General features: G+C 71.8%; 21 protein-coding genes. 8 read left to right on the forward strand and 13 right to left on the reverse strand.

The genetic code is table 11. The annotated features are described in order from the left end of the window. The first annotated feature begins 6 nt into the window (after positions 1 to 6). Complete coding sequence (locus V3C34_RS01430; protein WP_338539198.1) at positions 7 to 3,357, forward strand: UvrD-helicase domain-containing protein; 3,351 nt, start codon at positions 7 to 9, stop codon at positions 3,355 to 3,357. Beyond that, complete coding sequence (gene recD / locus V3C34_RS01435) at positions 3,354 to 5,129, forward strand: exodeoxyribonuclease V subunit alpha (RefSeq protein ID WP_338539197.1); 1,776 nt, start codon at positions 3,354 to 3,356, stop codon at positions 5,127 to 5,129. The genes V3C34_RS01430 and recD overlap by 4 nt, the downstream gene beginning before the upstream one ends. A 27-nt stretch (positions 5,130 to 5,156) precedes the next feature. Here the strand turns inward: recD and V3C34_RS01440 are convergent, their stop codons facing one another. From V3C34_RS01440 to V3C34_RS01455, 4 genes are all read right to left on the reverse strand, one after another. Continuing rightward, entirely contained in the window at positions 5,157 to 5,651 is a 495-nt protein-coding gene (locus V3C34_RS01440; RefSeq protein WP_068328089.1) for an ASCH domain-containing protein, read from the reverse strand. A 26-nt stretch (positions 5,652 to 5,677) separates the two neighbouring features. Continuing rightward, positions 5,678 to 6,184 (reverse strand): hypothetical protein, encoded by a 507-nt coding sequence (locus V3C34_RS01445; protein ID WP_346007861.1) that lies wholly within the window; start codon positions 6,182 to 6,184, stop codon positions 5,678 to 5,680. 217 nt (positions 6,185 to 6,401) lie between these two features. Further along, entirely contained in the window at positions 6,402 to 7,199 is a 798-nt protein-coding gene (locus tag V3C34_RS01450) for a M57 family metalloprotease (protein ID WP_068328082.1), read from the reverse strand. Positions 7,200 to 7,653: 454 nt separating this feature from the next. Further along, positions 7,654 to 8,649 (reverse strand): LLM class flavin-dependent oxidoreductase, encoded by a 996-nt coding sequence (locus V3C34_RS01455; RefSeq protein WP_068329342.1) that lies wholly within the window; start codon positions 8,647 to 8,649, stop codon positions 7,654 to 7,656. A gap of 92 nt (positions 8,650 to 8,741) precedes the next feature. Between V3C34_RS01455 and V3C34_RS01460 the strand changes: the two genes are divergently transcribed. From V3C34_RS01460 to V3C34_RS01470, 3 genes are all read left to right on the forward strand, one after another. Then, positions 8,742 to 9,260, forward strand: a complete 519-nt coding sequence (locus V3C34_RS01460) for a SprT-like domain-containing protein (RefSeq protein WP_346007862.1) — start codon at positions 8,742 to 8,744, stop codon at positions 9,258 to 9,260. A gap of 85 nt (positions 9,261 to 9,345) precedes the next feature. Further along, positions 9,346 to 9,567 carry a mycoredoxin gene (locus V3C34_RS01465; RefSeq protein WP_068329341.1) on the forward strand — a complete coding sequence of 74 codons (222 nt, stop codon included), beginning with the start codon at positions 9,346 to 9,348 and terminating at the stop codon, positions 9,565 to 9,567. Positions 9,568 to 9,569: 2 nt separating this feature from the next. Continuing rightward, the gene (locus tag V3C34_RS01470) at positions 9,570 to 10,364 is read left to right on the forward strand and encodes a GTPase domain-containing protein (protein ID WP_068328071.1); all 795 of its coding nucleotides are present in this window, start codon (positions 9,570 to 9,572) and stop codon (positions 10,362 to 10,364) included. Positions 10,365 to 10,376: 12 nt separating this feature from the next. Here the strand turns inward: V3C34_RS01470 and V3C34_RS01475 are convergent, their stop codons facing one another. From V3C34_RS01475 to V3C34_RS01495, 5 genes are read right to left on the reverse strand one after another with little or no spacing between them, the layout of a single operon-like run. Further along, positions 10,377 to 11,645, reverse strand: a complete 1,269-nt coding sequence (locus V3C34_RS01475) for a cyclopropane-fatty-acyl-phospholipid synthase family protein (RefSeq protein WP_346007863.1) — start codon at positions 11,643 to 11,645, stop codon at positions 10,377 to 10,379. Then, entirely contained in the window at positions 11,642 to 13,024 is a 1,383-nt protein-coding gene (locus V3C34_RS01480) for an FAD-binding oxidoreductase (protein ID WP_346008543.1), read from the reverse strand. The genes V3C34_RS01475 and V3C34_RS01480 overlap by 4 nt, the downstream gene beginning before the upstream one ends. Before the next feature lie 12 nt (positions 13,025 to 13,036). Next, positions 13,037 to 13,735 carry an alpha/beta hydrolase gene (locus V3C34_RS01485; protein ID WP_068426464.1) on the reverse strand — a complete coding sequence of 233 codons (699 nt, stop codon included), beginning with the start codon at positions 13,733 to 13,735 and terminating at the stop codon, positions 13,037 to 13,039. After that, positions 13,736 to 14,998 carry a glutaminase gene (locus V3C34_RS01490; protein WP_346007864.1) on the reverse strand — a complete coding sequence of 421 codons (1,263 nt, stop codon included), beginning with the start codon at positions 14,996 to 14,998 and terminating at the stop codon, positions 13,736 to 13,738. 48 nt (positions 14,999 to 15,046) lie between these two features. Beyond that, positions 15,047 to 16,240 (reverse strand): flavin reductase family protein, encoded by a 1,194-nt coding sequence (locus tag V3C34_RS01495; RefSeq protein ID WP_346007865.1) that lies wholly within the window; start codon positions 16,238 to 16,240, stop codon positions 15,047 to 15,049. A 174-nt stretch (positions 16,241 to 16,414) separates the two neighbouring features. Between V3C34_RS01495 and V3C34_RS01500 the strand changes: the two genes are divergently transcribed. The 3 genes from V3C34_RS01500 to V3C34_RS01510 are packed head-to-tail and all read left to right on the forward strand — an operon-like array spanning position 16,415 to position 18,649. After that, positions 16,415 to 17,722 carry an amidase gene (locus V3C34_RS01500; protein WP_346007866.1) on the forward strand — a complete coding sequence of 436 codons (1,308 nt, stop codon included), beginning with the start codon at positions 16,415 to 16,417 and terminating at the stop codon, positions 17,720 to 17,722. Position 17,723: 1 nt separating this feature from the next. Next, entirely contained in the window at positions 17,724 to 17,996 is a 273-nt protein-coding gene (locus V3C34_RS01505; RefSeq protein ID WP_346007867.1) for a hypothetical protein, read from the forward strand. Then, positions 17,993 to 18,649, forward strand: coding sequence for a response regulator transcription factor (locus tag V3C34_RS01510; protein WP_346007868.1), 657 nt, complete (start codon positions 17,993 to 17,995; stop codon positions 18,647 to 18,649). Before V3C34_RS01505 ends, V3C34_RS01510 begins: the two co-directional genes overlap by 4 nt. A 25-nt stretch (positions 18,650 to 18,674) precedes the next feature. On the opposite strand, the gene V3C34_RS01515 is transcribed toward V3C34_RS01510, so the two are convergent. The 4 genes from V3C34_RS01515 to V3C34_RS01530 are packed head-to-tail and all read right to left on the reverse strand — an operon-like array spanning position 18,675 to position 22,185. After that, positions 18,675 to 19,625, reverse strand: coding sequence for a PDR/VanB family oxidoreductase (locus V3C34_RS01515; protein WP_346007869.1), 951 nt, complete (start codon positions 19,623 to 19,625; stop codon positions 18,675 to 18,677). A 26-nt stretch (positions 19,626 to 19,651) separates the two neighbouring features. Then, positions 19,652 to 20,416: an SDR family NAD(P)-dependent oxidoreductase gene (locus V3C34_RS01520; protein ID WP_346007870.1), complete on the reverse strand. Its 765-nt coding sequence runs from the start codon at positions 20,414 to 20,416 to the stop codon at positions 19,652 to 19,654. Between the two features lie 10 nt (positions 20,417 to 20,426). Then, entirely contained in the window at positions 20,427 to 20,918 is a 492-nt protein-coding gene (locus V3C34_RS01525) for an aromatic-ring-hydroxylating dioxygenase subunit beta (protein ID WP_346007871.1), read from the reverse strand. Further along, the gene (locus V3C34_RS01530) at positions 20,911 to 22,185 is read right to left on the reverse strand and encodes an aromatic ring-hydroxylating dioxygenase subunit alpha (protein WP_346007872.1); all 1,275 of its coding nucleotides are present in this window, start codon (positions 22,183 to 22,185) and stop codon (positions 20,911 to 20,913) included. Before V3C34_RS01530 ends, V3C34_RS01525 begins: the two co-directional genes overlap by 8 nt. Between the last annotated feature and the right edge of the window lies 1 nt (position 22,186).

The raw sequence follows: 22,186 nt of genomic DNA on the forward strand, positions 1-22,186 counted from the left end.
ACGGGCATGAGCACGCTGACCCCCTTCGACATCACAGCGGACCTGCCGACGGGCACGGTCCTGCTGGAGGCGAGCGCCGGCACCGGCAAGACGTGGACGATCGGCGCCCTCGTCGCCCGCTACGTCGCCGAGGGGCAGGTGCGGCTCGAGGACATGCTCGTCATCACCTTCGGCCGCGCGGCCTCCCGGGAGATGCGCGAGCGCGTCCGCGAGCACCTCCGACACGTCCACCGGCACGTCGCCGACCCGAGGATCGCGAGCGAGGACCCGGTCGTCGCGCTGCTGCGGACCGGGTCCGAGCACGAGGTCGCCGAGCGGGCGCGGCGACTGCGTGACGCACTGACCCACTTCGACGCCGCGACGATCGCGACGACCCACCAGTTCTGCCAGATCGTGCTGCGCAGCCTGGGTGTCGCGGGCGACTCCGACGCCCACGCGCGCCTCGTCGACGACCTGTCGGACCTGCGCGAGGAGGTCGTCGACGACCTCTACGTGCGCGGCTTCGCGGGCGGCGGCGAGCCGGCCTTCAGCCGGCAGCGCGCCGGCGAGATCGCCCGCGCCGTCACCGAGAACCCGCATGCCGTGCTCGATCCCGGCGAGCTCGAGGGGCAGGGCGCCGACGCGCGGGCCCTGCGCTTCGCGCACCTCGTGCGACGTGAGATGGACCGGCGCAAGCGGCGGCTCGGGGTGCTCGGCTACGACGACCTGCTCTCCCACCTCGCCGACGCCCTCGAGGACGAGGACTCGCCGGCCCGCGAGCGGATGCGGCACCGGTGGCGCGTCGTGCTGGTCGACGAGTTCCAGGACACCGACCCGGTGCAGTGGCAGGTGCTCGACCGGGCCTTCTCCGGACACAGCACGCTCGTGCTCATCGGCGACCCCAAGCAGGCGATCTACGGGTTCCGCGGCGGCGACGTCGACACCTACCTCGCCGCCTCCGCCACCGCGACGACCCGGCACACCCTCGACGTCAACCACCGCTCCGACGGCCCGCTCGTGCGCAGCCTCGGGGTGCTGCTCGGAGGTGCCCAGCTCGGCGACCCGCAGATCGTCGTCCACCCGGTGAGCGCGGCCACGCAGGAGTCCCGTCTCGGGACCTCCGGCGGCGTCGCACCGGACGGCCTCCTCGACCCGGTGCGCCTACGGGTCGTGCCGACCGAGCTCGTGCAGCCGCCCGGCGAGCGGTCCGTGGCCATCGCCGCGGTGCGACCGCTCGTCGCGCGCGACTGCGCCGCCGAGATCACCCGGCTGCTGGCGCGGGGCACGACCTTCGTGGGGAAACCGCTGCGCGCCGGTGACGTCGCGGTCCTCGCCCACACCCGCAAGCAGCTCGACGAGGTGCGCAGCGCCCTCACCGAGGTGGGCCTGCGCTCGGTCATCGTCTCCAGCGACAGCATCTACGACTCCCCCGCCGCCGCGCACTGGCTCACCCTGCTCGAGGCGATGGAGCTGACGCACCGCACCGAGCGGGTACGCGCGGCGGCGCTGACCCCCTTCGTCGGGGCGAGCGCGACCGACCTCGACGAGCAGGGCGACGACCTCACCGAGGAGGTCGCCCACCGGCTGCGGACCTGGGCCGCGCTGCTCGGTCGCCGAGGCGTCGCCGCCGTGCTCGCCGCCGCCTCCGCCGACGGGCTCGACGCGCGGGTGCTGCGCCGCACCGACGGCGAGCGCCTCCTCACCGACCTGCGACACGTCGGCGAGACCCTGCACCAGCGCGTCGTCACCGAGGGTGAGGGGCTCGCCTCCCTCACCGCGTGGCTGCGCGAACGCATCGCCGCCGCCCGCAAGGAGGAGCGCGCCCGCCGCCTCGACAGCGACGCCGACGCGGTGCACCTGGCGACGATCCACGCGAGCAAGGGGCTGCAGTACCCGATCGTCATGCTGCCCTTCCTCGCCGACCGGTGGCTGCCCACGCCCGACGTGCTGCACTTCCACCGCGAGGACCGCACCCGCGCGCTCGACATCGGCATCACCTCCGACGACGGCCGCCGCGAGCGCCTCGACCGGGCCGCCGCGGAGGAGAGCGGCGAGTCGCTGCGCCTGCTCTACGTCGCGATGACCCGCGCCCAGAGCCAGGTCGTCGCCTGGTGGTTCCCCTCCGCCCGCAACACCGCGCCGTCCCCCCTGCACCGGATGCTCCTCGGGCGCAGCGCAGGCGAGGGGCCGGTCCCCGTGACGCACCCCGTCCCCGGGGACGAGCACCTGCGCAGCCAGGTCGAGGCCTGGGAGGCCCGCGGGGGTCTGCGGGTCGAGGTCGTCGAGGCCCGGCCCGTCGCCGAGACCGTGGCCCGGCCCGCGCCGGTCGGCGACCTCTCGGTGCGGGAGTTCACCCGCACGATCGACGAGGAGTGGCGACGCACCTCGTACACCGCGCTCACCCGTCCCCTCGACGAGGCGCACCGCCCCGCGACCGAGGAGCTCGTGGCGAGCGAGGCCGAGGACGTCGGGCACCAGGACGACGAGGGGAGCACCCCGCTGCCCGTCGTGGCGGGCTCCGGACCGGGTGCGGGTCACCTCCCGTCGCCCATGGCCGAGCTGCCGGTGGGCGCGGGCTTCGGCTCCCTCGTGCACGCCGTGCTCGAGGAGGCCGACGCGCAGGCGGACGACCTGCTCGTCGAGCTGCGCACACACGTCGAGGAGCAGGTCGTGCGCTGGCCCGTGCCCGACCTCGACCGCGACGGCCTCGCCGAGGCGCTGGTCCGGGTCATCGACAGCCCGCTCGGGCCACTCGCCCCGGGCACGACGCTGCGGGACGTCGGGGCGCGGGACCGGCTGTGCGAGATGGACTTCGAGCTGCCGCTGGGCGGCGGGGACGCAGCAGCCGGCAGCGCCGCGGTGCTCGGCGACCTGGCCGCGCTCATGCGCGAGCACCTGCCGGCCGACGACCCGGTGCTGCCCTTCGCCGACGTCCTCGACGACCCGGTGCTCGGCGACCAGGCGCTGCGCGGGTACCTCACCGGCTCCGTCGACATCGTCCTGCGGGTCGGCGGACGGCACCTCGTGGTCGACTACAAGACCAACTGGCTGGGTCCCGTCGACACCCCCCTGACGACCGAGCACTACGGTCCGGACGCGCTGCGCGCGGCGATGAACCACTCCTCCTACCCGCTCCAGGCGATCCTCTACGGGGTCGTGCTGCACCGGTTCCTGCGGTGGCGGCAGCCGGGGTACGACCCGCACGAGCACTTCGGCGGCGTGCTCTACCTCTACCTGCGCGGGATGGCCGGCCCCGAGACGCCCGTCGTCGACGGGCACCCGAGCGGGGTCTTCTCCTGGCAGCCGCCCATCGCGCTCATCGAGGGCGTGTCCGACCTGCTCGACGGGCGCCGCCCGGGCCCGAAGGGAGCCGCATGACCACCGTGGCCACCGACCCGTACGACCGCCGGCTCGCACTCGCCGCGACGGGTGACCTCGCCGGCCTCAACGCCGCGGGGGTCATCGAGGCGGCCGACGTCCACGTCGCCGTGCGGCTCACCGAGCTCGTCGAGGAGAGCGACCCGCTCGCCCGGCTGACGCTCGCGCTCGTCGTGCGCGCCGCCCGCGAGGGCTCCACCAGCCTGGACCTCGAGCACGCGCGCGCCCTGCTCGAGCCCGTGGACCAGGTGGACCCGCCCACCTCGACCCCGCTGCCGGCGCCGCAGGAGTGGCTCGAGAGCGTCCGCGCGAGCGCGCTCGCCACCGCCGGGGTGCTGCGCGTCGAGCACGGCCTGGTCTACCTCGACCGCTACCACCGCGAAGAGGTCCAGGTCGCCGCGGACCTCGCCCGGCGGGCGGCCGCCGCGCCTCCTGCGGTCGACGAGCCCGTGCTCGAGGCCGGCCTGGCGCGCGTCTTCCCCGGGCAGACGTGGGCCGAGCAGCGCGCGGCCGTGCACGCGGCCGCCCACCGACTGACCACGGTGCTGGCCGGCGGCCCGGGGACGGGCAAGACCTCGACCGTCGCCGGGCTGCTGACCCTCCTGCTCGAGCAGGCCGAAGCGAGTGGCCACCGCCCGCGCATCGCCCTCGCCGCGCCGACCGGCAAGGCCGCTGCCCGCCTGCGCGAGTCGGTGCTCGGGGCCCTCGGCGACCTGCCCGCGGTCGACCGGGAGCGGCTCGGCACCGACATCGAGGCCGTCACCGTGCACCGTCTGCTCGGCTGGCGCCCCGACAGCGGCAACCGGTTCAGACGGGACCGGGGCAACCCCCTTCCGCACGACGTGGTCGTGGTCGACGAGGCGTCCATGCTGTCGCTCACCCTCACCGCGCGCCTGCTCGAGGCCCTGCGCCCGGGCAGCCGGCTGCTGCTGGTCGGCGACCCCGACCAGCTGGCGTCCGTGGAGGCCGGCGCGGTCCTCGCGGACCTCGTCGCCGGGTACGCGGGCCGCGAGGACGGTCCGGTGGCGCGGCTGAGCACGTCGCACCGTTTCGGCCGGGAGATCGGTGCCCTCGCCGAGGCGGTGCGGGTGGGCGACGACGACCGGGTCGTCGAGCTGCTCGCCACGGCCGTCCCCGGTGGACCGGTCGAGCACCTGCCCGTCGACGACGTGCTCGGTGCCGACGCGGCGCTGCGGCCACGTCTGCTCGCCCACGCCCTGCGGCTGCGCGAGCTCGCGCTCGCGGGCGACCACGCGGGCGCCCTGCGCCAGGTCGCCGAGCACCGGCTGCTGTGCGCGCACCGTGACGGCCCGTGGGGCGTCGGGCCGTGGAACGACCGCGTCGAGCGCTGGCTCGGCGAGGCGACCGACTACTCGGGCCGCCAGGTCGTCGGGCGTCCCCTGCTCGTCACGACCAACGACCGCGGCCTCGGGCTGTACAACGGCGACACCGGCGTCATGTCGCTGCGCGCCGATCACCGGGTCGTGGGGGTCTTCGGCGAGCCGGGTACGCCCGTCGTCCACCCCGCGAGCACCCTCGGCGAGGTCGAGACCGCGCACGCGCTGACGATCCACAAGAGCCAGGGCAGCCAGGCCCGCGCCATCACGGTCGTCCTGCCCGACGAGGACTCGCGCCTGCTCACCCGCGAGCTGCTCTACACCGCGATCACCCGCGCGCAGGAGTCCGTGACGCTCGTCGGCTCCGAGGCCGCGATCCGCGCCGCGGTCCGCCGACCGACCCAGCGGGCCACCGGTCTGCGCCACCGCGTCTGACCCGCTGAGCAGGAGCTCTTCCTGCGACTACCGCGCCGGCTCGGCGTGCAGCACCCGCAGCTCCTCCAGCACCACCGGCATGTCCGGGGCGAAGCCGCGGTCGTGGCTCGCGTGCCGCGCGAAGAAGTCCTGGTGCACCGCCCGCCAGTGCTCCAGGGAGAGGTCGCCCTCCCCCTCCGCGCGGGCGTGCTCGGCGTCCACCTCGTCGAAGGGGACGACCCGCACCCGGGTCGTCACGACGAGGGCCCGCGGTGTGCCCGACCCGTCGACGACGATGCCGAGCGTCCCCTCCTCGGGGAGGTCCTCCCCTTCGGCCTCGTAGTCCCACAGCGCCGACGCGGTCGCGGTCTTGGTGCCCGCGAGCACGAGCCCGAGCAGCTCGTCCGCCTGCTCGGGCGTGGCGCCGAAGCCCCAGGCCGGCGGGCGCAGCACCGCCAGCGGGTTCACCCCGGTGTACGAGCTGACCTGCGCGAGGTCGGCGTGCTGCTGCGCCCGCTGCCAGAAGGCTTCGATGTCGTCCATCCGGCCAGTGTGCCCGCCGTCCGGGGTCAGAAGCGGCGGCACTGGCCTTCCTTGTTGCCCTGCACCTTGTTGCGAGCACCCTTGGGCGCCGGGTAGTTGCTCTTGCACTGGAGATTGCCGGCGACCCGGTTGTCGTAGATGTTCTTCGACCCACTGCGGTTGCTGAAGACCTGGATGTCACCGTCGACGTCGTTGGTGCGGATGCTCGCGCCGCCGCCCGCCTCGACCTGGATGTTGCCGTCGATCCGCACACCGCTGATGGCGATGGACCTGTGGCCCTGGGTCTGGATGTTGCCGTCGACGCTCAGCTTGTTGGCCTTGAGGAGGGCGCCGGAGTCGACCTTGATGTTGCCCTTGACCCGGGTGCCGTACATCGAGCACGTCGCGCCCCGCGGGACCAAGATGTCGTCGACGACGACCTTGCCGATGTAGCCGCGGCAGACCCGTTCGTCGGCGGAGGCGCCGGGGGCCACGGCTGCGGCGGCGGTGAGGATCAGACCGCTCACGGCGACGGAGGAGACAAGACGCTTCATGGTGGCGTGCCTTTCGACGTGGCCCGCCCCAGCGGCGCGCCTCACCGAGGAAGCTACGGAGTGTCGATGAGCTCTCGATGAGACGGACATGAGGATCTCCTCATCCGACGTCCGACCTCCCGGGCGCAGCGACCGGACGCGGGGCACGCCCTTCGTCACCGGCGGAGGAGTCCGGGACGAAGGGCGTGCCCCTCCCTGCGTGGTCCTGGGCCGGGGCTCAGGAACCGTAGACCGAGCGGATGCCCTCGCGATCCGCCGCGGTCATGCTCAGGTCGTCGCTCGAGCCGTTGCACTGCGGGTAGTGCATGATCGACGCCGAGTCGTACGGGGTCAGCGGGCGCCAGCTGTTGTCCTCGAAGCAGGTGCCGGCCTCGGGGCGGGTGTGCTCGTGGCGGAAGCCGAGGGCGTGGCCCAGCTCGTGGGCCATGATGTTGGAGGGCGTCCACGAGCCGGCGGTGAAGAGCTGGCTCGTGCTGACGAGGACGTTGCGGCTGCGCTTGGGTGTGCTGGGGAAGAAGGCACGGGCGATGTAGCTCGTCGTGTTGGTCGGCTCCACGGAGAAGACGATGTTGTTGTTGCGGGTGGTGCACTTGCCGTCCTGCGACGAGACGTAGGTGAAGTCGACGCCGGAGCTCGCGGCCTCCCACTGGTTGCCGCCGTCCTGCATGGCCTGCACGACCCTGGCGTGGTCGGTGCCGAACCTGGTGCTCACGCAGTAGGTGAGGTTCTTGGCCTGCGTGGCGCTCCACACGTCGTCCTTGCCGTAAACCGTGTTGACGATCAGGGCGGAGTCGTTGCCGGGGTTGACCAGCTCGTCGTAGAACTCGCGCAGCTGCTTCTCGCCGGACAGGGGGATGTCCCCGTTGACGATGTACTGCTTGTCGGTGTCCTGGACAGTCTGCGACCGGAAGTCGGTGTAGCTCGGGTCGTCAGCGGTCCCCGCGGCGTGGCCGACGCTCGAGGCGCCGAAGGAGACGGTGGCGGCGAGCGCCAGGACGGTTGCGGCACGCTTCATGCGATTCACCCTTCGATGAGGTCCCGTGACGCGGTCGCGCCGACCGGGTGAAGGGAATGTATGACCGTGGAGCGGCCCGCTCGGCCGGGATCTCGTCAGGGTTCGGGAGGCATCGGCCTCTTCTTTGGTCAGCGCCCTGCCAGCCCGTCGACCTCCGGCCGTGGGAGCGCGGCGAGGCACTGCCCCCGGACGCAGGACACCCCCTCCGCGCCGGGGGAGGAGTGGCGCGAAGGGGGGTGTCCCTTCCCAGGGTGGTCACGAACCGGGGGGAGCGGTTCGACGACCGGGACCGAGCGATCCCCTCATGATCGGACTCGGCCACGTCCAGCGGGAGCCGGGGCTCCTGACGTCCACGCTAGGTGGCGCCCGCCCCACGACTCCACCCCCGGGACGTCAGGGTTTCGTCAGTGTCGACGAAGGCAGTGTCGACGACATCACTGCCGGCGAAGGGAGGTCAGCTCGCGTCCTCGCGCAGCCCGGCGAGGATCTCGAGCGTGCGGATCCGCAGGTCCAGCTCGGGCGCCGGGTTGGTGAGGATCAGCTCGTCGGCGTCGGCGAGGGAGGCGAAGTCGCGCAGGCCGGCGGCAACCTCGGCCGCGTCACCGGCGATGGTGTGGGTGAGCATGTGCCGGGCTTGGGCCCCGATGGCGGTGTCCATGAGCGAGTCGACCATCGCGTCGTCGATGTCGCCGCCGCCGACCCGGCCGGCGAGCATCCGCACCCGGGCGCGCAGCACGCGCTGCCGCGCGTCATGGGCCGTCGCGGAGTCGTCGGCGGCGATGACATTGGCCGCGGCGATGACGTGCGGCTCGGCCAGCTGCTCGCTCGGGGTGAACCGCTCGCGGTAGACCCGCACCGCCTGCTCGAGGGCGTCGGGCGCGAAGTGGCTCGCGAAGGCGTACGGGAGGCCGTAGGCGGCGGCGAGCTGGGCCCCGAAGAGCGAGGACCCGAGGATGTACAGCGGCACCCGGGTGCCGCGCCCGGGGTAGGCGTGGATGCCCTCGACGAGGGACTCGTCGGCGAGGTAGCCCTGCAGCTCGCGCACGTCCTGGGGGAAGGACTCGGCCGCCCTCGGGTCCGTGCGCAGCGCGCGCATCGTCTGGCCGTCGGTGCCGGGGGCCCGCCCGAGGCCGAGGTCGATGCGGCCGGGGTGGAGCTCGGCGAGGGTGCCGAACTGCTCCGCGATGACGAGCGGCGAGTGGTTGGGCAGCATGACGCCGCCGGACCCGACGCGGATGCGCTCGGTGCGCGCGGCCACGTGGGCGATGAGCACGGAGGTCGCCGCGGAGGCGATGCGCCCCATGTTGTGGTGCTCGGCGAACCACAACCTCTCGAAGGCGCCGAGCTCGTCCGCGCGTTGCGCGAGGGTGACGGTGTCGGCGAGCGCCTCGCTCACGGGCTGGTTGCGGCCGACGGTGGCCAGGTCGAGGAGTGAGAGCTGTGGGTGCACGTCCTCCACAACCCCGCACTCCCGCACCGGTATTCCACAACGCAGCGGGACGAAGGGGGAGATGTCACCCCCTTCGCCTAATCTCGCCTGCCATGGACCTCGGGGAAGCGCGCACGATGGCGCGGGCACTCATGGACGAGCACGGGTTGGCGGACTGGCAGCTCGTCCTCGACCGCGCCAAGAAGCGGGCGGGCGTGTGCCGCGCCTCGACGTCGACGATCGGGCTGAGCGCCCCGCTCACCCTCCTGCACACCCGGGAGCAGGTGCGCGACACCGTCCTGCACGAGATCGCCCACGCCCTCGTCGGTCCGCGGGCGGGCCACGGGCCGCGCTGGCGGGCGATGGCGGTGCGGGTCGGCGCCCAGCCCGACCGCTGCCTGCCGGAGGATGCCCCGACGATCCCCGGGGCCTGGGTCGGGACCTGCCCCGCGGGGCACCGCGTCGAGCGCCACCGCCGGCCGAGTCGGGTCCTGTCCTGCCGTGAGTGCAGCCGCCGCTTCGACCCGGGAGCGGTCTTCACATGGACCCACCGGGGTCGCCCGACCCCGATGCTGGCCACCTACGTGAGGGAGCTCGCGGCCATCAAGGGCCGTGCCCGAGGGAAGGGTTGAGGACGAAACGTGGTTGGCTGGAGTCGTGAACGTGCGCGAGATCCTGCCCCCCGGAGTCGACCTGCCCACTGACGGCACGGTCACGATGTTCTCGACCTCGTGGTGCGGCTACTGCCGCCGCCTGAAGTCCCAGCTGGACCGCGAGGGCATCGGCTACACCGAGATCAACATCGAGGACACGCCCGGCACCGCCGAGCTCGTCGAGACGATCAACGCCGGCAACCAGACGGTGCCGACGGTGCTCTACCCCGATGGCTCGTCGGCGACCAACCCCTCGCTGGCCGACGTCAAGAAGGCGCTCGGCTGACCATGGCGCGCCTCTCCTCCGCGACCCGCACGGCCGTCGGCACGAGCCTCGCCGGGGGCGCCCTCACCGCACTCTCCGGGGCCCCGCACCAGCTGGGCCACCTCCTGCGCGGCCGCTTCCCGACCGTCGCGGTCACCGGCATGACCGGTGTCGGCAAGACGCGCCTGGCCGACCGGCTCGCCCGGCGCGCCTCCGCCCAGAGCACCGTGGAGGTCGGCTCCGCGACGATGGAGCGCCGCACCCGCCGCTCGGCCAAGGGTCGTGGGTTCCGCTTCCGCGTCGTCCCCGGGGACAACGCCGCGACCCGGCTCGGTGCCCTCGACGACGTCTTCCACGACGACCCGGTCGACGGGGTCATGCACGTCGTCGCCAACGGCTACGCCACCCCGCGCCGCACGGCCGGCACGAGCGGCAGCGCGCTCGCCACGCGCGAGGAGCAGCTCGCGGCCGAGCTCGAGGACTGGGTCATCACCGCCCACCGCATCGCCTCGATGGCGCTGCGCCGCGACAAGCCGGTGTGGCTGATCATCGTCGTCACCAAGACCGACCTCTACCCCGATGACGTCGACGAGGCGGTGCGCTACTACTCCCCCGGCAGCGGGTCCCCCTTCGCCGACAAGCTCGACGAGCTGCGCTCGCTCGCCGGCGGCGCCCGGCTCTCCGTCGACGTGCTGCCGATGTGCAGCGAGCCGGACCAGTCCGGCAGCAAGGCCGCGCGCAAGGACGACACCAGGCGTTGCTCCGCCCTGCTCACTGCCCTCGAGGCGCGCATGGCCCAGCTCGCCGGTCACCTCTGACCGGACGCGGCCTCACCAGTCCGGACGCAGCGGGTAGTCGCTCGCCCCACGATCTGCGACCTTGGTCGCGAGCACGTGGTCGAGCTGGACGTCGTAGCGCTCGAAGCCCACCCGCGAGCCGGCCATGTACAGCCCCCACAGCCGGGCGGTGTCCTCGCCGACCTCGGCGACGGCCTCGTCCCAGTGCGCGACGAGGTTGGCGTTCCACGCGGCGAGTGTCCTGGCGTAGTGCAGGCGGAAGTTCTCGGCGTGCTGCACCTCGAGGCCGACGTCCTGCACGGCCGCGACGATCGTGCCGACCCCGGCGAGCTCGCCGTCGGGGAAGACGTAGCGGTCGATGAAGGCGCCGGTGCGCACGGGGCGGTTGTGCGGGCGGGTGATGCAGTGGTTGAGCAGGCGCCCGCCCGGCCGGAGCCGGTCCCGCAGGAAGCCGAAGTAGGCGGGGTAGTTGGCGATGCCGACGTGCTCGGTCAGGCCGATCGAGCTCACCGCGTCGAAGTCGCGCGCGGAGACGTCCCGGTAGTCCATGTGTCGCACCTCGGCGAGGTCACCGAGCCCCTCGCGCTCGATGGCCGCGCGCGCCCAGTCCGCCTGCTCGCGCGAGAGCGTCACCCCGAGGACGCGCACGCCGTGCTCGCGCGCCGCGTGCAGCACCATGCCGCCCCAGCCGCAGCCGACGTCGAGCAGCCGCGACCCGGGCCGCAGCGCGAGCTTGCGCGCGACGAGCTCGTACTTGGCGTGCTGGGCCTCCTCGAGCGTCGCGTCGGGGGTCGGGTACACCGCGCAGGTGTAGGTCATCGACGGCCCGAGGACCAGCTGGTAGAAGCGGTTGGACACGTCGTAGTGGTGGTGGATCACCTCGGCGTCGCGGGTCCGGCTGTGCCGCACCCCCTCGACGGCCCGCCGCCAGCGCGGCAGGTGCTCCTGCGGCGGGGGCGGCGGCGGGGCGAGGCGTCGGACCCCGAGGCCGCGGACGAGCTCGACGGCCTGCCGCGGGCCCGGGGTGCGCCAGCGTGCGGTGCTCGACATGAGGTCGAGGACAGGGTACGGGTCGCCGGGGTGGCAACCGGTCACCGCGAGGTCGCCGGTGATGTACGCGCGGGCGACACCCAGGTCGCCGGGCGCCGTCATGAGGTAGGCCAGCCCCCGCTCGGTCCGCAGCTCGATGTGGAAGGGGGCGTCCGCCGGTCCCGCCGCGCTGCCGTCGTACGCGGTGAAGCGGACCGGTATCCCCTCGGGCAGGTAGCCGGCGAGGGCGTCGGCGATCCTCATCGCGCTCATCTGCGGTGCACCACCTTGTCGTACAGGGCGACCAGGCGGTCGTCCGGGTCGTAGCGTGCCTTGACCCGCGCGAGGTCGTCACCGCCGTACAGCCGGTCGAACTCGTCGCGGGAGTAGTAGGCCTCGGAGTAGAGCGACTTGTGGCCGCCGAGCCGGCCGAGCTCGGCCTCGACGGCCCGGTTGGTCGGTCCCTGCGGCGCGTCGTCGCCGACCGGCACGGTCCCCCAGAACCCGACGTTGACGTACGTCGTGCGCGGCTGGAGCGGGTAGGACGGCCACGTGCGGGCGCCGTCGGGTCCCTCGCGCAGACGAAGGGGGCACAGCCAGACCGGTCGCATGCCCACATCGGCGTCGAACCACCGCAGGAAGTCGGCCAGCCGGTCGACGGTCACCTCGACGTCCTGGATGACCCGCTCCCGCTGGGGCCGCCCGGCCCACCGGTCGAGCCGGTCGACGAGACCCAGGCGCCGGTCCCAGGCGACCAGCCGGTGGTAGACGTCGGAGCGGCGCCGGCGCCGCGGCCACAGCCGGCGCACGAGCGGGTGCTGCGCGCCGAAGGCTCGCGAGCACCAGAACCAGTCGGTGTCCCACCGCCACAGGTAGTCGTGCATCGTCAGCAGGTCGGTGGAGCGCTCCCGCAGCGAGCGGTAGTAGATGCGCTGCCCGGTGTAGTCGCTCGTCGGCCCCGCGTCCTGGGTCCACGTCGCGACGGTGAGGTAGAGCTCGTCGGGCGCGAAGGCGACCCCGTCGAGCCCGTCGACCCGCACCCCGTCGTGCTCGCGCTCGGTGACGATGCCCTCCAGCGCCTCGGCGAGCGCGTCCACGTCGCCGAAGCGCAGGTGCCGCAGGGCGACCCTCGCGGGGACCGGCTCGAGCTCGATCTGCAGCCGGGTGGCGTAGCCGAGCGAGCCGTAGGAGTTGGGGAAGGCCGCGAAGAGGTCGGCGTGCTCGCCGTCGGGCCGTGCGGCGACGACCTCGCCGGAGCCGGTGAGCACATCCATCTCGAGGACCGACTCGTGCGGGAGGCCGTTGCGAAAGCTCGTCGACTCGATGCCCAGGCCGGTGACCGCACCACCGAGGGTGATCGTGCGCAGCTGCGGGACGACCAAGGGGGTGAGCCCGTGCGGCAGCGTCGCGGCCACGAGGTCCTCGTAGGTGCACATGCCCTGGACCTGCGCGGTGCGCCCGTCGGCATCGATCTCGATGACCCCGGTCAGGCCCGAGACGTCGAGACCTGGGGCGCCGGTCTCGGCTCGAGGACGGAAGAGGTTGGACGTCTGCTTCGCCAGGCGCACGGACGACCCGGTCGGGATCCCGGCATGCGAACGGACGAGCCGCTGGACGGCTGCCTCGTGGGCGGGCCAACCGGTGACCTGCATCACGCCGACATCCTAGACCCGGGCGAAGTCCGCGACGAGGTCGAGGCACTCGCTCGGCGCCTCCCACAGGTCGTTGTGCGTCCGTCCGGGGACCACCACCCGGCGCACCTCGCCGATCGACCCGGCGAGCGCCTCGCTCATCGCCGGCGGGACGAGCGTGTCCCGCTCCCCGTGGACGAGGAGGGTCGGGACACCGATGCGCCCGACGACGGCGTCGGTCTCCCAGCGGTCCGGCACGAGCTGGCGGGGGAAGACCCGCACCACACGACGCACCATGGCGACCATCGAGGTGAACGGCGAGACGAGCACGAGGCGACCGGTGCCCGCCGCGTCGTCCAGGACGCCGTCGGCCGCGAGGTGGGCCGCGACGGAGGACCCGAGCGACTCGCCGACGAGCACGGTGCGCTCGGCCGGCAGGGCCAGGTGGGCCAGCCCGTCGTGGGCCGCTGCGAGGATCGCGCGCTGGCTGGTCCGGGTCCCGGCGGCCGGCCCGTAGCCGGGGTACTCCACCGCCGCGAAGCCCAGGTGGTACCGGGCGAAGAGGCCCGCGAGCGGCGCGACGGAGGCGAGGTCGGAGCCGTTGCCGTGCAGGTAGACGATCGTGCGACCCCCTTCCGGCGCGGGGCGATGGAGGAGGTGGGTGCCACCCTTCGTCGTCTCGTGGTCGGTGGCCGTGTACGGCGGGACCGGGTAGATCAGGCGCCGGAGCATCTACAGCTCCGCGGGGAGCTGCTCGAGCAGGCGCCCGTCGCCCGGGTCTGCGTCGGGCAGCACGCCCTCGGTGTCGATGAGGTAGACCTCGTGGCCGTCGAGACGCAGGCGACGGATCGCCTCGAGGAGCATGACGCGGGCGGGGCCCTCCAGGGAGTGCACCCCACCGAGGTCGACGGCGACGAGCCGCTCGGCCGGCGAGTCCTCGGCGAGCTGGCGCAGCACGCGCTCGGCGCCGGTGAACCCGATCGTGCCGGACAGCTCGAAGACGCGCACCGCGTCCTCGCCGCTGCCGACCACCCGGGTCGCGTGGACGACCGAGCGGGCGGGCGGCGCGACCTCCATGAGGTGCAGGCCCATGTCGCGCGAGAGGCGCTCGAAGACCTCGACGCCGCGCACGCTGTTGCCGTGCGCGTCGAGCCGCGGGGAGAACGTCGCGATGCCGACCTGGCCGGGCAGGGCCCCGATGATGCCGCCGCCGACACCGCTCTTGGCGGGGATGCCGACGGAGGAGACCCAGTCACCGGCCGAGTCGTACATGCCGCAGGTGAGCATCACAGACAGGAGGTGGCGCACCTGGCCGCCGCCGAAGACCCGCTTGCCGGTCACCGGCTGCACGCCGGCGTTGGCCAGGGTCGCGGCCATCATCGCGAGGTCCTCGGCCGTGACGAGCACCGAGCACTGGCGGGCGTAGGCGGAGACGACGTCCTCGGGCGAGTCGGTGATGATGTCGTGGCTGCGCAGGAGGTGGGCGATCGCCAGGTTGCGGTGGGCGGTGTCCATCTCGGAGCGCCACACGTCGTCGTCGACGGCGAGCTCGCGCCCGGCGAGGTCGCACAGCAGCCCGTGGATCGCCTCGAAGCGCCCCATCGGGCTGGCGTCCGGCCCGCCGACGAGCGCGTGGGTCGTGATCGCGCCGGCGTTGATCATCGGGTTGCGCGGTCGCCCGGTCGTGGGCTCGAGCGAGAGCTCGTCGAAGGGGTCACCGGACGGCTCGACGTCGACCTTCGCCAGCACCGCCTCGAACCCCAGCTCGCGCACGGCCAGCCCGTAGACGAAGGCCTTGGAGATCGACTGGATCGTGAACTCCCGCCGGGCGTCGCCCACGGAGTAGAGCGTCCCGTCGACGGTGGCCATGGCGACGCCGAAGAGGTCGGGGTCGACGGTGGCGAGCTCAGGGATGTACGTGGCGGGCTCGCCCGTGCGGGTCGCGGAGCACGCCTGCGCGACCTCGGTCAGGTAGTCGGGCACGGGGGAGTGCATGTCCCGATCCTCTCAGGCTGCCGACGAGCCGGCAGCCCGGGCACAGTGTCAACGGGTCCTGGCCTCCTCGTCGAAGAGCAACCCCTCGAGCTCGCTGACCGCCGCCTTGAGGTCGGCGATCCACCCGAGCACGACCTCGCCGGAGGCACCGCGGGGCAGCTGAGCCAGACGCAGCATCCGTACGGGCCGTCCCTCCGGGTCATGGATCGTCGCGACGAGCATGCCGACGTCGTAGACCTCGTCGACGTCGATGTCGCGCATCTGGTAGCTCACGGTGACGTCGGCGATGGACTGGCGGATCTCCCGCTGCGTCGTCGGGGTGACGCGATCGCCTGCGTACCGCTGGGTCGCGGCGTTGAGCTGGCGGTAGGGGTCGAGCTGACCGGCGGGCAGGAAGGACATGAGGTAGCCGTGCTCACGAGCGAAGCCGAGACGGTCCTCGAAGGTGGCTCGAGCCTCCTCGTCAGCGGCGCCACGATCCAGCCACTCCTGCTGAGCCTCGGGGGACAGCTCCGCGACCCACACGTCGGCGATGGGCGGGATGATCGGCACGCGCGTGCCCAGGCCGTCACCGGGGTTGATGCCTTCGCCCACCGCGGTCGCGATGGCCGCGAGCTCGACCTGGTCGATGACGGTGAGCAGGGTGGCCTCGCACCGATGCCTGGTTGCGAGGGAGGCGAGCAGGTCGCGCGCGTAACTGGCCTGCTGCACCGCCCCGATGATGTCATTGTCGATGCGGGCGAGGAGCGAGGGCACCGCGAAACCGCCGTACCCGCCCTGGAAGAAGATCAACGGCGCCTTGGGGTTGTTGACCGCCATGTCGTCGATGGCGCACAGCGCGATGAGGTGGTCTCCGGCCTCGATGATCTGGTCGACGTGGACGTCCAGCCAGGCGAGCGAACCGTGGAGCATGGGGGCACCGGACGAGCACGGTGACCAGTCGATGCCCTCGAGCTTGTCCTCGGAGCGACTGGCGATGGTGCGCCCCAGGGCCTCCTGCCCGTCGGTGAGGACGTTGATGCACAGGCTCTCGCACTCGCTGAGCCGCTGGAAGGTGCGCGAGGACCGCATCGGCAGGAAGGCGACGAGCGGCGGCTCCATCGACGCCGAGGTGAAGGTCCCGACGATCATCGCCAGTGCTTCCCCGTCGGGGTGCGCACCGGTGACGACGACCACCCCTGTCGGGTAGTGCCCCATCACCTCGCGGAAGGTCGTGGGATCGAATGATGTGGCTGTCGCCATGAGCTGCTGCCTCCCTGTCGCCGGGCGCCGTTACCTCGCCCGCAGTCCGGTTCGACGCGGTGGATCGCCCAGAAGCTAGGCAACAAAAGATTGCGGTGGCAGTAGGGAAACCTTTACTTGATCGGCTCCCGGACAGGCGGCAACCTGATGGCGAGCGATAAGGAGGGTCCTGCGGTGGGCCGTGGTGAGGCAGTGGTCGGTGGGTTGTTCGACGACCTGGACGAGGTCCACTCAGGACGAAGGGGGGCGAGCGACCTCGTCGCGGCCGCGCGAGAACGCGTCGACGCGCAGGAGGCGGACCTGCGGGCCTGGGTCGAGCTCTCGGAAACGGCTCCGCAGACCGCTGCCGAGCTCGACGCCCGCGGGGTGACCCTGCCGCTACGTGGGGCCGTGGTCGGGGTCAAGGACATCATCGACGTCGCCGGCCTGCCGACCCGCTGCGGTTCCCCCGCGACGACCTCCCCCAACCCCGCCGTCACGAGCGCCACGATCGTGCGTCGCCTCGAGGCCCTCGGCGCGGTCTGCCTCGGCAAGACGGAGACGACGGAGTACGGTTACTTCGCCCCCGCGCCCACGGTGAACCCGGTTGCGCCGGAGCGCACCCCGGGTGGGTCCTCGAGCGGGTCGGCGGCTGCCGTTGCCGCTGGCATGGTGCCCCTCGCGCTCGGGACACAGACCGCCGGTTCGACGACGCGGCCGGCGTCTTACTGCGGGGTCGTCGGCATGGTCCTCGCGCACGGCACCGTCGACCTGCACGGGATCACCGGGCTGAGTCCCTCTCTCGACTCCCTGGGCCTGCTCACGCGCACCGTCGCCGATGTCGCCCACGTTCACCAGCTGTTGACGCGGTCATCCAGCGTCGCCCTCCTGCCCGACCGGATCCCGATCCACGTCTGGCGAGGCCACGACTTGGCCGTCGGTGCGTCGATGTCCGCGGCCGTCGAGGCCGCGGCCGCCGGCCTGTCCGACGCAGGCCACCCCGTCGACGAGCTCGAGTGGGACGACCACGTGTTCACCCTCCTCAGGGACCACCCGGTGATCATGGCCCGGGAGGCTGCGGTCTGCCGCGGGGGGCTCCTCGATCGTCGGGAGGACATCAGCAGCCAGCTGGCTCAGCTACTCGAGCAGGGTCTGGCGACCGGCGAGGAGGCCTACCACCAGGCGCTCGTGCGCTGCGCGACCTCCCGTACCCGCCTCGAGCAGTTCCTCGATGGCACCGGCGGGGTCATCATTGGGCCCGCCGCCCAGGGACCGGCCCCCGAGAGGTCTACCGGCACCGGGTCGCCCGAGCTCAGCCGACCTTGGCAGGCGATGGGCCTCCCCGTTGTCACCGTGCCGGGAGCCCGCACTGCAGAAGGCCTGCCCTTGGGCATCCAGGTCATGGGTGTCCCCGGCCACGAGGTGCGGGTCTTCGCGGTGGCGCAGGCTCTCGAGCGCGTGCTCGGCCAGGACCAGACGACTTCCCCGACAGCAAGGGTGTGACATGGAGACGCTCATCGACAACGACCACATGTTCCTCATGTGCTACGAGGACACCTTCGGCTACGGCTGGCACCACGTCGACCTCTTCGTCCACGACGAGGAGGGCCGCGAGGTCAACTGGGTGCACTGGACCGTCGACGCCGATGGCCCGGAGGCCGCCGACGTGTCCATCGCCCGGGTCGAGCCGCTGCTGCGGCGCACGACCGACTGGCAGCACGCGGTGAGCGCGTCCGGGATGAATTACTGGACCGCCGACGCCGCCTGGACGACATGACCGAGGGCGGCTCGATCGACCCCGACGACCGCTTCGACGGCGCGCCGGAGACGGTCGTCTACGTCATCGACGACGACGTCGCCGTGTGCGAGTCGGTTTCGTGGCTCCTCGGGAGCATCGACATCACCCCACGGATCCACCACCGGGCCGACAGCTTCCTCGAGGAGTACGACGGGTCGCACCCGGCGTGCCTGGTCCTCGACATGCGGATGCCGCGCATGAGCGGTGCCCGGCTGCAGGCGGAGCTCAACGACAGCGCCCCACACGCGGCGATTATCTTCGTCTCGGCGCACGGCGACATCAGGATGTCGGTGACCGCGATGCAGGAGGGCGCGCTGCACTTCCTCGAGAAGCCCTATGAGCCCCAGCAGCTTCTCGACCTGGTGCAGCAGGGCTGCGTCGTCGCGCGTGAACGCTTCATCGACCACTCGACCCGTCTCGACGTGCAGCGCCGCGTCGACTCCCTCACCCCCCGGGAGAAGGAGATCCTGCGCTCGGTCATCGAGGGCCTGCCCAGCCAGAACATCGCCCGGCAGCTCGGCATGAGCGTCAAGACCGTCGACGTCCACAGAGCCCGGATCAAGTCGAAGACCAGGGCTGGCAGCATCAACACGCTGATCCGGGACGTGCTGCGCTACCAAGCCACCGTCTGACGGCAGCGCGGCCCGGTTCCCTGGCTCAGTAGTAGTCGAGACGCAGCAGCGGCGAGGTGCAGCGCGAGACGCAGACGGTGATCAGCTCACCGGACTCCTTCTCGGACTTGGTGAGCACGCTATCGCGGTGGTCGATGTCCCCGTCGAGAACCTGCATCACGCAGGTGCCGCAGATGCCCTCCTGGCAGGAGGTGTCGACGTCGACACCTCCTGCCCGCAGGACCTCGACGATCGTGCGGTCCGCCGGGACGTGGAAGGTCTCACCCTCGAGCTCCACGTCGAACTCCGTGTCCGGACCGTCGGACTGCGTCTCGGCCGGGCGGAAGTTCTCCTTGTGGATCGACTCCTCGTCGAGGTACTCGATAGCCACCTCGGTCACCATGTCCATGAAGGGCTCGGGCCCGCACATGTACAGGTGGGTGCCCTCGGGCAGGTCCGCGAGCATCTCCCGCAGCAGGACGTCGTGCTCCTCGAGCGGAGTGCCGAGGTGCGGGTGCAGCTTCTCGGGGCACTTCTCCTGGAGCAGCCCGAGGAAGGCGGCGTCCTCCGTGCTGCGCGCGAAGTAGTGCAGGTCGAAGTCACCGTCGTGGACGTCGAGGTATCGGGCGATGCTCAGCATCGGGGTGATCCCGATCCCCGCGGCCATGAGCACGTGATGCCGGGCCTCCGGCACGATCTGCAGCAGGTTGCGAGGGCTGCTGATCTGGATGACGTCACCCACCTGCAGCGCGTGCAGGGCCTCTGACCCCCCGCGGGAGTGCGGCTCACGCTTGACCGCGACGACGTACGACTCGGGGTCGTCTGGGCGGCTGCACAGCGAGTACTGCCGGGTGATCGCCGTCGGTCCAACGACGTCGACGTGCGCGCCGGCCTCGTACACACCGAGCGGCTGGCCGTCGACGCGGACCAGACGCAGCGATTTCACGTGCGTCGACTCGTCGATGATCTCCGCGACGCGGACGTCGATCAGGCTCATGCCACTTCCTTCCTGGAGACCTGCGCTCAGCGCAGGTACAGCCCACCGTTGATGTCCCAGACCGCACCGGTGACGAAACCGGCGTTGTCCTGCACGAGCAGAGATACCGTGTCCGCGATGAAGGCCGGGTCGCCCAGGTGCCCGACCGGGATCGTCGAGACCACGGCCGCGAGCTTGTCCTCCGGGACGGTCAGGTGCACGACCGGCAGGTCGTGCGGCCCCGGGGAGATTGCGTTGACCGTGACCCCCGAGCCAGCCAACTGCCGCGCGAAGACCTTGGTGAGGGTGATGATCCCGCCCTTGGACGTCGCGTAGTGCGCGCCGGTTGCCGTGCCGCCGTTCTCGCCCGCGAGCGAGGCCATGTTGACGATCCGGCCATAGCCGGCCTCCGCCATCGCCGCGCCGAAGACCTGGCAACCCCAGAAGACGCTGCCGCTGTTGACCGACAACACGTCGAGGAACTCGTCCGCGTCGAGGGTCATCGTGTCGGCCGCGCGGGTGAGCGCCGCGTTGTTGACGAGCACGCTCGGCTCGCCCCACCCGGCACGCAGGTGCGCCAGGGTCTCCTCGAAGTCCGCCTTGCGGGAGACGTCCAGGCGGTGGAAGGTGCACGACGACCCGTCGGGCGAGAGCTCCTGCGCCAACCGTGCTCCGGCGGCCTCGTCGAGGTCGGTGACGAGCACGCGGAACCCGTCACGGTGCAGGCGACGGCTGATCGCTTCGCCCATCCCGCCGGCCGCCCCCGTGACGACGGCGACCGGCTCCCCCTTCGCTCCTGCTGCCTGGCTCATCGTCACCACCTCAGAGAAGGAATCCGGCGGCGGGAACGTGCTCGTCGCTGTTGAGCAGTCGCACGACCTTCTGCGCGATCCGGTCACCGGAGTCGGACAGGGCGATGCGGTGGGTGACGTTGGCGCCGAGCGTCAACGTGTGGCCCCGCTTGTAGGCGACGAGGATCTGCGCCGAGCGCAGTGCGACCTCGGTGTCGGAGACGTCGCTGACGCTGAAGCGCGAGAGGGTGCGCACGGTGCGGGCGGCCGCGACGGCCGATGGCGCGTAGCCCTGGACCATGCGCTCCACGCGCATCGAGCGCATCCGCGAGTCGTCGTAGACCATGTTGAGCGAGGACGCGAAGTCGTCGCCCTCCTGGTCGATCGGGATGACGTACATCGCGTCGTCGGTGTACAGCTTTCTCCAGGTCTCGTACTGCTTGTCGTCGAGCAGCTCGGCCTCGTGCCAGACCAGCTCGATCGCCCGGGCGACCCGGGAGTCCGTGAGCACGAGCTCAGTCATCGCTCATCATCTTCTTCCACATCGCGTAGGCACCGCGCATGCCGGTCTCATCCGTCACGTGCGACGTCAGGTGTCCGTCGACCTCGGTCTCGCGCTCGAGGCCCCGGTTGAGCAGGATCGGCATGTCTGGGTCGCCAGCGGCGCCCATCTGTACCCGCTCCCAGCCCTCGGAGTCGTCCGGGCTGCCGAAGCCGAAGGGCCCCTGGAAGTGCTCGTGGATGCGCAGTCGTTCCTGGTTGACGATCTCGGGGCCACCGTCCATGCCGAGCGACAGGTGCCAGATCTCGGTCTCGTCGACGGAGATCGGCACGAGCACCCGCAGGAAGGAGATCGACATCGAGACATTGGGGAAGGTGTTGAGGTTGAACCCCGCACCGTGGATCGAGCGCACGAAGCGCCGGATCTGCTCCTCCGTGTACTCGCCGCTCTCGCGCAGGTCGGCGACGACGTGGTCGAAGCGCGGCTGCAGCGGGGCGCCGTCGTCGATGTCGAGGTCGGAGTTACCGGGTGCCATGATCGCGACCGCGTGGCCGTTGCCGAGGTCTTGCGTCACGGCCTCCGGGTCGTTCATGAACGACATCATGTTCGCCGTCTCCTCGTCCACGGACGCCATCCACGACTTGTGCACCATCGGGAAGTGGTAGCCGTCGGTGGTGTTCTCCAACTGGATCTTCCAGTTCCCCTTGAAGCGGAACTTGTGGATCCCCGTGACCTTCGTCGGGTAGCCGTTGCTCTGCTTGAAGAACCGCTCCATCCACGGCATCGCGTCGCCGAGGAACTCCTCGAGCGGCTTCGCGTCGTGGTTGAAGGTCGCCCAGATCATCCCGAGGTGGCTCTCGGTGCGCAGCCGGTGCAGCGGGAAGTCGCCCTTGTCGACGACGCCCTCGTAGCCCTCGGGGTAGGGGATGCCGCGCAGTCGCCCGTCAAGCGCGTAGGACCAGTTGTGGTAAGGGCAGGTGAAACCGTTGGCCTTGCCGTTCGGCTGGTCGCACACGGTCGCACCGCGGTGGCGGCAGCGGTTGACGAGCGTGTGGAACTGGTCCTTGCGGTCGCGCGAGACGATGACCGGCTGCTGTCCGACCTGGGTGGTCTTGAAGGACCCCTTTTCCGGCAGCTCGCTCTCGTGCGCCACCCACACCCAGGTGCGGTAGAAGATCTTCTCCATCTCCTCGGCGAAGATCTGCGGGTCCGTGTAGGCACGACCGGCGATGCGGTCCCCTTCGAGCAGACTCGCGTAGTCCGCCTTGGCGGGCTCGACGATGGTCATC

The organism is Janibacter terrae, assembly GCF_039636765.1.
GTDB classification, from domain to species: Bacteria; Actinomycetota; Actinomycetes; order Actinomycetales; family Dermatophilaceae; genus Janibacter; species Janibacter terrae.